The sequence below is a fragment of the Pseudomonas putida genome (assembly GCF_030159595.1).
GTDB classification, from domain to species: domain Bacteria; phylum Pseudomonadota; class Gammaproteobacteria; order Pseudomonadales; family Pseudomonadaceae; genus Aquipseudomonas; species Aquipseudomonas putida_AC.
The window spans coordinates 175,133-187,752 of the sequence record NZ_BSKJ01000001.1 but is presented as its reverse complement, the minus strand read 5'-3'; the positions used below and the strand labels follow the sequence as shown (position 1 = coordinate 187,752).

At 61.8% G+C, this 12,620-nt stretch carries 8 protein-coding genes; all 8 read right to left on the bottom strand.

Going from position 1 to position 12,620, the window contains the following annotated elements; all coding sequences use genetic code 11:
• Window positions 1-30 precede the first annotated feature (30 nt).
• Complete coding sequence (locus tag QQL85_RS00925) at window positions 31-753, bottom strand: OmpA family protein (protein ID WP_016501466.1); 723 nt, start codon at window positions 751-753, stop codon at window positions 31-33.
• 109 nt (window positions 754-862) lie between these two features.
• The gene (locus QQL85_RS00920) at window positions 863-1,507 is read right to left on the bottom strand and encodes an MBL fold metallo-hydrolase (protein ID WP_284356243.1); all 645 of its coding nucleotides are present in this window, start codon (window positions 1,505-1,507) and stop codon (window positions 863-865) included.
• Window positions 1,508-1,652: 145 nt separating this feature from the next.
• Complete coding sequence (locus QQL85_RS00915) at window positions 1,653-2,345, bottom strand: sensor histidine kinase (protein WP_284356244.1); 693 nt, start codon at window positions 2,343-2,345, stop codon at window positions 1,653-1,655.
• A complete protein-coding gene (locus QQL85_RS00910; RefSeq protein WP_284356378.1) occupies window positions 2,342-3,949 on the bottom strand; it encodes a tetratricopeptide repeat-containing response regulator in 1,608 nt (535 codons plus the stop codon). The genes QQL85_RS00915 and QQL85_RS00910 overlap by 4 nt, the downstream gene beginning before the upstream one ends.
• 159 nt (window positions 3,950-4,108) lie before the next feature.
• Window positions 4,109-6,826: a LuxR C-terminal-related transcriptional regulator gene (locus tag QQL85_RS00905; protein ID WP_284356245.1), complete on the bottom strand. Its 2,718-nt coding sequence runs from the start codon at window positions 6,824-6,826 to the stop codon at window positions 4,109-4,111.
• A 284-nt stretch (window positions 6,827-7,110) separates the two neighbouring features.
• Window positions 7,111-8,475, bottom strand: coding sequence for a DUF1329 domain-containing protein (locus QQL85_RS00900; RefSeq protein WP_284356246.1), 1,365 nt, complete (start codon window positions 8,473-8,475; stop codon window positions 7,111-7,113).
• 25 nt (window positions 8,476-8,500) lie between these two features.
• Window positions 8,501-10,384, bottom strand: coding sequence for a DUF1302 domain-containing protein (locus tag QQL85_RS00895; RefSeq protein WP_198748888.1), 1,884 nt, complete (start codon window positions 10,382-10,384; stop codon window positions 8,501-8,503).
• A gap of 332 nt (window positions 10,385-10,716) precedes the next feature.
• The gene (locus tag QQL85_RS00890; protein WP_284356247.1) at window positions 10,717-12,399 is read right to left on the bottom strand and encodes a fatty acid--CoA ligase; all 1,683 of its coding nucleotides are present in this window, start codon (window positions 12,397-12,399) and stop codon (window positions 10,717-10,719) included.
• Window positions 12,400-12,620 lie beyond the last annotated feature (221 nt).

Below are 12,620 nucleotides of genomic sequence, written 5' to 3'. Positions count from 1 at the left end.
CTGGGGCCGCAAAGCGGCCCCGGCGATCAATCAGGGATACTGCTGAACCTGGCCTTGCTGCTGGTCATACTGCTGGCCTGGAATCGGCTTCAGGTTCACTTCCACCCGGCGGTTCTGTGCACGGCCATTGGCGTCGGCGTTGCTGGCGATCGGCTGGTCCGGGCCCATGCCACGCACCGAGATACGCGAGGCATCCACACCCTGCGAGGTCAGGTAGGTGCTGACCGCCTGCGCACGGCGCTGGGAAAGGTCCATGTTGTGCTGGCGGCTGCCAGTGCTGTCGGTGAAACCGACCACTTCGATGGTGTTCTGGTTGAACTGCTTGAACGAGCCGGCCAGGTTGTTCAGCGGCGAGTAGAAGCTAGGGGCGATGTTGGCCGAGTCGGTGGCGAAGGTGATGTTGCCCGGCATGATCAGCTTGATCTGGTCACCCTGGCGCTGAACCTCCACACCGGTGTTGGCCATCTGCGCGCGCAGCTCTGCTTCCTGCTTGTCGGCGTAGTAGCCGTAACCGGCAGCGGCAGCACCCACCGCAGCGGCGCCGATCAGTGCACCCTTGCCACGGTTGTTGTGGTCGATGGCAGCACCGGCAATGGCGCCGGCCAGTGCACCCAGGCCGCCGTACTTGGCGGTCTTGCTCATCCCCGTGGAGCCCTGTGCCTGACCCTGGTTGTCATAAGGGTTCTGGCCGGCACAGCCGGTCATCAGGGCAGCGGCAGTTGCGACGATAATCAGACGACGCATGGTGAACATGGACAAGCTCCTACTGAAATTCATAAATGCGGCAGATCTCAAAGGGATCTATGCCAGCCTTGGATTGCATCGGCAACGAAAAATTCCATGAAAGTGCCTTCATGTGCCATCAGGCACGTACGAAGGGGTTTTCGCGCATTTCATCGCCCAGCCGGGTATCGGGCCCGTGGCCGGTCACCACGATGGCCTCTTCGTCCAGCCGGTACAGCCGCTCCTTGATGGAACGCACGATCGCCCGCTGGTCACCACCCCACAAATCGGTGCGGCCAATGCCACGGCGGAACAGGGTGTCACCGGCAATCAACAGCTTGGCATCGGCGAACCAGAAGCTCATCGAGCCCGGCGTGTGCCCTGGCGTGTGCAGCGCCACACCGCAGCCACAGGCCAGCTCTTCGTCATCGCCCAGCCAGCGGTCGGGTGACGGCACCGGAGTGTAGGGAACGCCGAACATCTGGCACTGCATCTCCAGATTGTCCCACAGCACCTGGTCGTCCTTGTGCAGGTGCAAAGTAGCGCCGGTCAGTTCCTTGAGTTTGCCTGAGGCGAGGAAGTGATCGAAGTGCGCGTGGGTGTGGATGATGCTGACCAGCGTCAGGCCGTGGGCTTGCAGGCGCGCCAGGATCTTGTCCGGGTCGCCGCCCGGGTCGACGACGATGGCCTTTTTGGTCAATGGGTCGCCGATCAGGGTGCAATTGCATTGCAGGGGGCCTACGCGGAAGGTTTCGCGGATGATCGCAGGCGGGGATTGGGTCATGATGCTCTCGGCGGTAAAACTGGAGTTTGCTCAGAGCCTGACAGGAAAATGAGGTGGGTGCACGAGGTTCATGCCTTGGGAGGTTTGGCGCTCATGAGATAGAGCGCCGCGCGGGCGTCGCTCGATCTCACAGGCGCCACACATCCTAAGGCAGGAACAACCTGAACAGCCCGCCCCCAAGCGCCCCGCCATTGGAAATTTCGATCCGCCCGCGCACCCCGCCGCTTTCATGCAATGCCGCGATCCGCGCCGCAAAATAGAGGCCCAGGCCAGTGCTGCCGCTGGTCGAGTCGATGCCCTGGATGTACTCCTCCTGGCGCTCGAGCATGTGCTTTGGATAGCCCGGGCCGTCATCGTTCACGCAGATTGCCAGCTGGTTGTCTGCCTCTTCGATGGTGATCAGCAAGGCATGCCCGGCAAAGCGGGTGGCGTTGGTGATGACATTGGCGATCACCGAGGCCACCAGTTCGCGGTCGAAGAAACCCAGCGGGTTGTCGGTGTCGATGCGCCAGGTGGCGAGGATGTCATTGTGCTTCAGCACTTCCTGGTGCGCCGCCAGCTGGGCTTCGATGAAGTCGTCCAGCTCATGGTAATCCGGGCACACCGGCAGCTGGTTGATACCCAGTTTGTAGAGCCCCAGCAGTTGCACCAGCATGCCGTTGAGGTGGCGAAACTCGTGCTCCATGATCCCCTGCTCGGCACCACCACGCAGCTCTTCGGGCAAACGTTCCATCCACTGGTTGTGGGACTGGATCAACGCTGACAAAGAGCTCTTGAGGTCGTGCACGGTGGAGGCGATCACCGTGGAAAAATCCAGCCCCTGATTGTCTTGATTCATGCGCCGAACACTCGGATGTGCAGTTTGCGGTAACGGTCATAGCGATTGTCGCTGGCAGGGATACCGGCCACGCTGGTCAAGGCGTCCTGGCATTCCTGCATGATCGCGGGCTGAGGGTTTTCACCGCCGATGCGCAACAGCGCCTGGGCGGTGTTAAGGGCGATGCTGATGTTCTTCGGCTGCATACCCAGCGCCTTGCGGAACAGTTGCAACGCCTCGCCAAGTTGCCCTCCCTGGTAACTGCGCACACCCTGGCGATTGAGGGTGACCGCTTCGGTAATGGCGTTGAGCACAGTGGGGTCGTCGGTCAGCTTGCCCACTTTCTCCATGACCTTGGGGTCATCGCCATAACTTTCCACACAGCTTTTCAACACACCGATGGCAGCGGCGTCCTGGCCCATTGCCTGCAACTGCGCGGCAACGGTCAGGGCCGAATCGACCGAGAAGAACTGGTTCATCTTGTCCAGTCGCTGAATCGCCTGTTCGGTCAGCTTGGCGGCTGTTTCCGGGTCGCCCGCCTGCTGCAGGCTGGCGGCCTTCATCATCCGCGCACGCACCTGCAAGCCTTGGTCTTCGGGGTTTTCCTTGGCCACCTCGCTGAGCGTGGTGTTGATCTCGACCCGGGTACGGGCGTCCAGGCCGAAGCCTGCGTTCTTGCTCATCAGCGCCTGCACCAGGCCAAGGTTGTTTTCGGCATCCTTGTAGCGCGAGCTCTGCCCCTGGTTTACCGCATGGCGGAATGCCTTCGATGCACTCTCGAAGTCTTCGTTTTCCAGCGCCAGCTTGCCCAGCGTCGACTGCCGGCGCACCGACAGCGGCGACAGGCGCACCGCTTCTTCAAGCAGGTTTTGCGCACGTCGGGTGTCGCCCTGCGCCACCAGCACCTCGGCCATGCCATCGTAAAGACCTGGCATGATCGGAAACGCCTTGAGCGCCTGCTCGTACACACCCTGGGCCTGGGCATTCTGGCCACGCTTGTGCATCAGGGCGCCCAGCGCGGCATACACCCACGGCTGCGGGCGGCTGGCCAGAATGGCCTTGAGGAATTTTTCCAGTTCCTCGAAGCGGTTGAGGTTGCGCAGGGCATCGGCCCGATAGCGCAGGCACAGCGGTGCCAGACGCGGGTCTTTCTTGCACAGCTCGGCACAGGCCGCCAGCACTTCGGCCGGGCGATTGCGGTCCAGCGCCTGCAAGATCGGCTTGAGCAGCGTCTTGCGCTGGAACAGCTTCTCGACGCGCTGAGCCAGGCCAACCCGGTTGAACGGTTTGGTCAGATAAGCATCGGGCTCGTGCTCGATGGCGCTGAGCACAATAGCCTGGCTGCTCTCGGCCGTGACCATGATGAACACGCACTCATGGCTGATGTGCTTGTCGATGATCAGGTCTTCGAGCACCTGTTGGCCGTTTTTCTTGCCGTCGCCCAGGTGGAAATCCTGCAGGATGAAGTCATAGCGCTTCTGCGCGCACATGCGCAGCGCCTGCTCGCCGCTGTCAGCGGTGTCCACGTCACGCACGCCCAACTCGCGCAGCATGGAACGGGTCGACGTACGAAAGTCGGTAAAGTCGTCGACGATCAGAAAGCTTTTTTGCCCGTACTGCAGCATCAACTCGACCTGCCTTGGAATGATTGAAAAATCGCGCGAGGCGATGCCACCGATCGCTGTATCGGCAGCTGGTCGGGAAAGATGAGGGTTGCGCATTACCGGCCACAAACCATGGCCTCAAGCCATCACTTTAGCGGGCAATGACCTGCAGGGCCAGTATCACGCCAGCAACCCCAGGGATTTGGCCTTGGCCACCGCCTGCGTACGCCGCTCAACCCCCAGCTTGCTGTTGATGTGGCTGGCGTGGGTCTTCACGGTGTGCAGGGAAATGAACAGCCGCTCGCTGATTTGCTGGTTGGAACAGCCCTGGGCAATCAGTTCGAGCACGGCCCGTTCGCGGCCGCTCAGGGCTTCGCCGGTGCCCGTGGTGGCGCTTGGCTGCTGCGGCAGGCGCTTGAGCAGCTCGCCCTGAACCGGGCAAGGGGCACTCGCCTGCAGGTGCTCGTAAAGCCATTGCGGGTGTTTTTCCAGCAGTGGCTGGAACGGTTGCAGCACGCCGCCATGCGCTGCCGCCAGCAAGCTTGGCAGCAACTGCGCGGCCTGCCCTTCCCGGCCTTCGTCCAGCAGCAGGGAGAGCCATTGGCACAAGGCGCTGACGCTGAGCATCATGCCGCCATTGGCCTGGCCCCGCTCGACCAGGCTGGCCAGGCGTTGCACGGCATCGTCGCCACGTAACTGTATGCGCTCGAGCAGCGCCTGCTGCAGCGCAATGTGCAACGGCAGCAGTGGGTGGAACTCCGGAGCTGCCGCGGGCTGCTCGCCGCCGTAGGTCTGGCCCAGGCGCAGCAGCCAGGACTCGGCGAGGTCGGTACGTCCCTGGGCCAGCCACAGTTCGCATTTGACCAGGGTAATCATGGCCAGGTAGTAGACCGGGGGCACGTCCCAGATATGCATCAATCGCTCGGCTTCAGCCAGTTCGGCAAAGGCCTCGGCAAAATGCCCTTCCCGCCCATCGAGCGTGGCAATCACGCAATGGCCTATGAGCACACTGATGTCCCGGCAGGCGCGCGCCTCACCCAGGCCCGCGCGCAAACGCGCACGGCCCTGGGCCGGTTGCAGGCGCGAAACCAACAGATAGCCTTCGTAAAGCGTCAGGCGAGCGCGCACGGCATACAGCCGCTGCGCCGACAGCCCTTGCAGGCGTTGCAGCCCTTGGCGAACTTCGTCCAGCGCCCGCAATACTTCGCCACGGGCGTGCAGTACCCGCGCCCGGTCGTAATGGGCCAATGCCTCGAACAAGGGGTTGCCGACACGCTGGGCCAGTTCCAGGGCTTCTCGGTTCCAGCCTCGGGCACGCCAGAAATCACCATCGGCGATGGCCAGGTTGGACAGCGTCGACAGGCACACCAGGCGCTGGCCATAGCGCTTGCTTGGCAGGCTCTGCAGCGCTTCGCTGCAATAGGCGAACGTGCGCTCACGGTCGCCACGGCCACGGGCAATCACCCCACTCAGCGCCAGCCACTGTGCCAACATCGATTTTTGCGCGGTCGCCGAAGGCGCGGGCAGGAAACGGCTAAGGTAGCCAGCCAGTTCCTCGGCAGCGTCCAACTGACAAGCCAGGCCCAACGCCCAGCTGTAAAGCACGATCAGCCTTGGCGTGCTGATCAACAGGCTGTCAGGCAGGTCCATCTTCCAGCGCAGCAACATGCCGACGTTCTGTTCAGCCAGCAGTTGCTCCTCGGACAGGCTCTGCACCAGGTCGGCAGCGACATCAAGGTGACCGGCACGCAGCGCCTGCTCCACCGCCTCGTCCAGCAGGCCTTGGGCTTCGAACCAACGGCTCGCACGCAAGTGCAAGCCGGCCAGCGGTTCGCTGGCCTGGCGACTGCGCAGCAAGTCGGAGAACAAGTGGTGATAGCGGAACCAGTGACCATGCTCGTCCAGCGGCACCAGGAATACCTGGTGCGCCTGCAGGAAACTCAGGATCTCGGCACTGTCGTGACGCCCCCGCACGGCATCGCAAAGTGGGGCGCAGAAACGCTCCTGGCAGGCGGTTTCGTACAAGAAGGCCTGTACATCAGCGGGCAGCATGTCGATGACTTCTTCAAGCAGGTAGTCGCGGATCAGGCCCTCGCCACCATGCAACGCCTGGGGCAAGGCCTGCTCATCGGCAGACTCGCTAGCCGCCAGCTGCCAGAAGCGCAAGCCGGCCACCCAGCCGTCACTGCGCTGGATCAGGTTGTCCAGGGCCTGGCCGCGCAGGCTGGTAGGCTGACGGCCAATCACGGCCAGCGACTCATCGGCAGTGAGGCGCAAATCCTGTTCGTTCAGTTCGACAAGCTGACGCGACAGCCGCAGGCGCGCCAAGTGCCAGTCCGGGCGCTGGCGACTGGTAACCAGCAACACCAGGCCGACCGGCAGGTGGTTGAGGAAGAACTGCAGGCAACGGTCAAGTACAGGCCCTTGGGCCAGGTGATAATCATCCAGTACGAGCAGCAACGGTGTATCCGCTTGCAGGTACAGCGCCAGCTCGTCGAGCAAGCCGTCAAGCCACTCTTCAAAGGCAAACGGCTGGTGGCGCTGGCGCATTTTCAGCAAACCCATGGCCTGACCACCCAAGGCCGGGCAGTACTGCTGCAGGCCTTCGAGCAGGCGCTCGAGGAAACGGCCAGGGTCTGCGTCTCGCTGACTCAGGCCAAGCCACAGGCTGCGCCAGTGTTCGGGCAAAGCCTCGCAAAACTCGATGGCCAACGAGCTTTTGCCAAAACCCGCCGGGGCGTTGACCAGCAGCAACCGACCGCCGAGGCCGGTGTGCAGACGCTGACACAGGCGCAGGCGCGGCACATGGCCCTCCGGCAGGGGGGGCCGAAAGAAACGCCCGTCCAGCAGGCCCAGGGCCTGGCTGGCGAATCCATGCGTACGGGACAGGTCTGTCATGGCCGGCTCGTTCTGGTTGGAAGACTACGGCGTTATGGATGCTTGCGAGACTAGCCGGTAACGCAGCGCATTTGAAGATGATGGGCGCATTTGCCCCGGGAAAGACTGCGACAAAAAGCGACAAGGCTGATGGACAGGGGCTGGGGCGGGGGTTTGGGTGGGTATTCAGCAGATTTATTGCCTGCCCCGACCCAATCGCCGGCAAGCCAACAACAATCTTTGCGCCAAAACAGAAACGCCCCGGCAGGCCGGGGCGTTCTGGGGATCACACGGAGTCTTTCAGGTTACCGAATACCCGACTGACGCAGCGCTGCTGGCTGGAAGTCAGCCTTGCTGGCACTGAAGCCAAAGTCGTAGGCACGCTTCTCTTCGTTTTTCATGCCCAGGGCCAGGTAACGACCCGATTGCAGGTCGTAGATGGTTTCCAGGGTGTACCAAGGCACCTCTTTGTTGTAATACGGCTGGGAATGGGCTTCGGAAACGCGCCACAGCTGGTTGCGACCGTCGTACTGGTCGATCACCGCAGCCTGCCAGGTGTCTTCGTCGATGTAGAAGTCACGCTTGGCATAGATGTGACGCTGGCCTGGCTTGAGGGTCGCAACCACATGCCACACGCGGCGCAGCTCGTAACGGGCCAGGTCCTGGTTGATGTGCCCGGCCTTGATGATGTCGGTGTACTTCAGCTTGGGGTCGTCCAGCTTGAAGGCGTTGGAGGCGATGTACAGCTCCTTCTTGCCTTCCAGCTTCCAGTCGTAGCGGTCTGGCGCACCGTTGAACATATCCAGGTTGTCCGAAGTCCGCAGCCCGTCTGCGGCGGTACCCGGGCCGTCATACGACACTTGCGGTGCCTGGCGCACGCGACGCTGCCCGGCGTTGTAGATCCACGCCTTACGCGGCTCCTTCACCTGGTCGAGGGTTTCGTGCACCAACAGCACGGTACCGGCCAGGCGCGCAGGCGCGGTCACTTCCTGCTTGAAGTAGAACAGGATATTGCCCGGGTTGTTCGGGTCGTAATCCTTCATCTTGTCGCGGAAGACGAACTGGTCGGAGAAGTACACCGGGTTGAACGAGCCGTTCTGCTGTGGTGTAGCCTGGGTCACCAGGCGGCTGACACTGCCCCCCCGGTAGCGGGTGATGTGGTTCCAGATCACCTCCAGACCGCTTTGGGGGATCGGGAACGGCACAGCCGTGCGGAAGTTGTTCAGGCCGTTGCCGCCTTCCACCAAGGTGGTCTTGGTGGCGTTTTCCTTGATGGCAGCGAACACATCAGCCGGGACGGTCGAGCCGCGATGGGTCTTGAATACCGGGATCTTGAAGGTGTCCGGGTAGCGCTTGAGCATGGCCAGCTGGCCCGGCGAAAGCTTGTCCTTGTACTGCTCGGCGTTCTGCGCGGTGATGGTGAACAGCGGCTTGTCACTGCCGTACGGATCGGACAGGAAACCCTTGCCGTCAGCGCTGCCCGCGCTCTTCGACAATGGCTCCCACGGGCCGATCGAGCCATCGGCGTTACCGGCTTTTTCAGCACCCATCGGGGTCAGGGTACTGCCCAACTTGGCCGCCTCATCGGCGGATACCGCAGCCATCACGCTGGTCGCCAGCAGGGACAGGCCCAGTACACCAGCTTGCAGCAGACTTCTGGTCTTGTTCATGTCGTGTCGTCCTGGATCTGTGTGCTTAGAAGTTCACGCCGAAGCTGAGGGCGACGAAGTCGCGGTCATCCACGGTGGTGTACTTGCCGTCAAAGAAGTTGGTGTACGACAGGCTCGCCGTGTAGGTGTTCTGGTACTCGGCGTCCAGGCCCAGGCTGACTGCCTTGCGGCCTTCCTCGAAGTTGCCGCCAGGGCCGGGCGAGTAGCCGGAGACATCATGGGACCAGGCCACGCTTGGTTTGAGGTTGACCCCGGCGAATACGTCGTTGTAGTCCCAGATGGCGCGGGCGCGGTAGCCCCAGGAGGTCGAGGTGGTAAAGCCGTCGTTTTCGCAGTTGCGATCAAGATTGGCGGTTGAGGAGCCCAGCCCAGAGCCTGCGATGGTGGCACTGTTAAGAATGGCGCAGGTACCGTTTGGCAGTGGCCCAGGGCCATAGACCGGGTCACGCCCGTAGCGCGCCTTGCTGCTGCTTTCCAGCCCTCCCACGTGAGTAACGCCGACTTCACCGACCACGGTAAGGCGGCTGGCACCCATGACTTGGTCGAAGAAGTGCGTGAAGGTGGTTTGGAACTGAGTGATTTCCTTGCGCCGGTAGCCGTGCAGGTCTTGCCCAGGGGTGCCAGTCAGCACCGAAGCATTGTTGTAAGGCGCTCTATCGATCGGCCTTACCCCGGCAAACAGAATGTCCGTGGAGTTGAGCTGCACAGGAGCGTTAGGGCGGTAGCTGAGTTCGCCGCTCCAGGCCGTGCCAGTAGGCAATGTAGTGGAGAAGCTCAGCCCGTACAGACGAATGTCTTCCGGATACTCGACGAAGTACTGGGAGTTGCCCGCAATGATCAACGGCGCCAGCGCTCGTACCGCAGGTGACGCGAGTGGGTTGTTCACCAGGTTGAACAGCCCCTGCGGCGCCCCGGTAGCACTGAAGATCGGTGCCCGGCTATGGTAGTTCATGAAGTAGGCACCGAACTCGGTATCCAGCGGCTCGAACATGTAGCGGAACGCAACGCCGAACTGGCCGCTGTCACGCGCATCGCGGTCGGCGCCACGCGGTACTTTCACACCCTCGCTGTTCACGTCCACACCAAATGCCGACAAACCGGCAAGCGCCTGGGGTGACAACGCCCGGCTACTGTTCAACACCCGCAGATTGTCACTGCAACCATCGGCAATGATGTCCGGCTGGGAGAAGAAGGTGCCGCAGTTGTCGACGACCGTCTGGTCCCATTCGATCTGGTAGAAGGCCTCGGCCGACAGGTTGTCGGTCAGGCTTTGCGACACATAGAACATGTTGACCGGAATCAGGCCTTCCTTGATTTCGGCCCCCGGGCGCCGGAATGCCGATACGTCGATGGGGTTGATCGAGTTGATACCGCCGCCGATGAAGGTACTTTCACCCCAGCTCACCACCTGCTTGCCCAGGCGCACCGAGCCTGGCTGATCGCCGATGGAGTAGTTGTGGTAGACGAAGGCGTCGAGCAACTCGGCGCCAGAAGACTTGGCGCCCTCCTTGCGGTTGGAGTCGCTGATGTCCTTGAACTCGCGGCTTTCGTCCTTAAGCTCGAAGTCGTACCAGTACTTGCCGCGCACGAACACGCCGGTATCACCGTACTTGAGCTCCAGGTCATGGATGCCCTTGAAGATCTTGGAGAAGGTTTCGCCCTTCTTGAAGTTCAGGTGGCCATCGTCGGAGGTCTGCGACAGGCCCTTGCCGCCATTGTTGACACCGATCAGGTTCTTGTTGGGGTTGGCCGTCGACCAGCTGGCGCCGATGGAGAGCGACGAGTCGAACTGGCCTTCGATTTCACCAATGTTGAAACTGACAGCGAAAGCAGGACTTGCGAGCGTGGAAGCAAGGCTGACAGCCAGGGGCAACTTGGCCCGGCGCCAGAACAGGTTTGCAGATTTCATCGACGCTACTCCATGTACTTTATTGTTATGGCAGTGAGTCCTTTCAAGAACGGCCCGAGCGACCGGTTTGCAGGTTTGCACCTGCGGCGACACGGCTTGCGCGTGTCGCCCTCCCCCATTCCTGAAAATCCCCTGGCCCCGACTATAGCCAGCAAGGCACAGGCGCTTGATCCCTCTAAAGTGTGATTTGCGCTCCATGCCGCCAACTCGCTGCACTGTTGTCCCGGTTGCGGGCTGGCAGTGCTAAAGGATGGCGCATTTCAGCCGTTTGGCAAGGCGTGAAAGCCTCTAGCATGCGGGTCGCGTTCTGGCGTTCGCGACCCGCACGGCGGTTACAGCGTGGAAAGGAACGCGCTGTTGCTGGCTTGCCACTGGACGATGTCCTGGCGGATGCGTTTCTTGTCGAGCTTGCCGACACTGGTCTTGGGAACTTCAGTAACAACGGCGATCTGGCTAGGAATCGCCCATTTGTTGATGTGCCCTTGCTCGACGAACGGCTTGAGGTGTTCCTTGAGCGCCTTGGCATCGATGACCTGGCCGTCGCGCACCACCAGCAGGGCAAACGGGCGCTCGCCCCACTGCGGGTCGGCCACCCCAACCACCGCCACCTCACGCACGGCCGGGTGGCGGCTGATCAGGTCTTCCAGATCGAGTGAGGAAATCCACTCGCCACCCGTCTTGATCACATCCTTGATGCGATCGCGAATGTCGATATAGCCCATGCCGTCGAGGGTGGCGACGTCCCCCGTGTGAAGCCAGCCGCCCTGCCACAGCTCCTCGCTCTTTTCCGGCTCCTTGAAATACCCCATGGTCAGCCACGGCGCACGCAGCACCAACTCGCCCTGGGTCTCGCCATCGGAAGGAAGGAAGTTGCCGTCGCCATCGACAATCGCCGCTTCGACCAGTGGCACCGGCACACCAGCCTTGATGCGGTAGGTGATGCGCTCGTCCTCGCTACCCGCCTGCAGTTCGTCGTTCAGGTGTGCGGCGGATATCAGCGGACAGGTCTCGGACATGCCATACGCTGCAGTCAGCTGGATACCCCGGGCCAGGGCGGCCTGGTACAACGAGCGGTTGAGCGCGCTGCCACCGATGATGATCTTCCAGCCGGCGAAATCCTGCCCCTGCGAGGTCGGGCAGTTGAGCAACATCTGCAGGATGGTCGGCACGCAATGGGAGAAGGTGACCTTTTCCTCGCGCCACAGCTTGACCAGCATGTCTGGCTCATAGCGCCCCGGGTACACCTGTTTCATGCCGAGCATGGTGGCTGCGTAGGGAATGCCCCAGGCATGCACATGGAACATCGGGGTAATGGGCATGTACACGTCGTTGCTGCCCAGCAGGCGCACGCTGTCGATGCTTCCTGTGACCGAGGCCTCCGCCAGGGTGTGCAGCACCAGTTGCCGGTGGGTGAAGTACACACCCTTGGGGTTGCCGGTAGTGCCGGTGGTGTAGAAGGTGGTGGCCACCGAGTTTTCGTCGAAATCCGGGAAATCGTAGTGCGGGCTGGCAGCAGCCAGCAGTTGCTCGTATTCGCCCACCAGATTGGGCAACTCGGCGGTCTTGTCCGGGCCATCGGTCAGCAGCAGGGTCGTGTCGACGGTGGTCAGTTGCCCCGCAATGCCTTGGTAGAGGCCGACGAAGTCGCTGTTGACCAACACCACGCGGTCTTCGGCGTGGTTCATGGTGTAGAGGATCTGTTCGGGGGACAGGCGCACGTTGATGGTATGCACCACCGCGCCGATCATCGGGATGGCGAACATGCATTCCAGGTAGCGGTGGCTGTCCCAATCCATTACCGCCACGGTGTCACCGGCCTTTACCCCGGCCTCGGTCAGCACATTGGCCAGGCGTGCGATACGTTCGTTGAGCTGCGGATACGTGAACCGCAACTGGTCGCGGTAGACGATTTCGCGGGTCTTTTCATAGCGGCTGCCGGACATCAGCAGGCGCTTGATCAGCAAGGGGTAGGCGTAGGCGCCCTCGGCGGGTTTGATGATGCGGGTCTGCAACATGGGTATCCCTTTTCTGAAAAGCGAGCCGGACAAGTCTGACAACTACTGTAGTTCGGCAATGTGACGGCTAAATCAGCCGAAGGAATGATTTGCGAGCCAAAGGTATGAGTGGCAGGCGTTGACGGGCGGCAACCCCGGGCTAGACACTGCGCTGACAACCTCAGGATTCGTGCCACAGCTAAAGGCCCTTTCGCGGGCTTGCCCGCGAATGGCCATAACAC

Coding starts and splice junctions, on each gene's coding strand:
- QQL85_RS00925 (WP_016501466.1), bottom strand. CDS start 753: ATGTTCACCATGCGTCGTCTGATTATCGTCGCAACTGCCGCTGCCCTG.
- QQL85_RS00920 (WP_284356243.1), bottom strand. CDS start 1,507: ATGACCCAATCCCCGCCTGCGATCATCCGCGAAACCTTCCGCGTAGGC.
- QQL85_RS00915 (WP_284356244.1), bottom strand. CDS start 2,345: ATGAATCAAGACAATCAGGGGCTGGATTTTTCCACGGTGATCGCCTCC.
- QQL85_RS00910 (WP_284356378.1), bottom strand. CDS start 3,949: ATGCTGCAGTACGGGCAAAAAAGCTTTCTGATCGTCGACGACTTTACC.
- QQL85_RS00905 (WP_284356245.1), bottom strand. CDS start 6,826: ATGACAGACCTGTCCCGTACGCATGGATTCGCCAGCCAGGCCCTGGGC.
- QQL85_RS00900 (WP_284356246.1), bottom strand. CDS start 8,475: ATGAACAAGACCAGAAGTCTGCTGCAAGCTGGTGTACTGGGCCTGTCC.
- QQL85_RS00895 (WP_198748888.1), bottom strand. CDS start 10,384: ATGAAATCTGCAAACCTGTTCTGGCGCCGGGCCAAGTTGCCCCTGGCT.
- QQL85_RS00890 (WP_284356247.1), bottom strand. CDS start 12,399: ATGTTGCAGACCCGCATCATCAAACCCGCCGAGGGCGCCTACGCCTAC.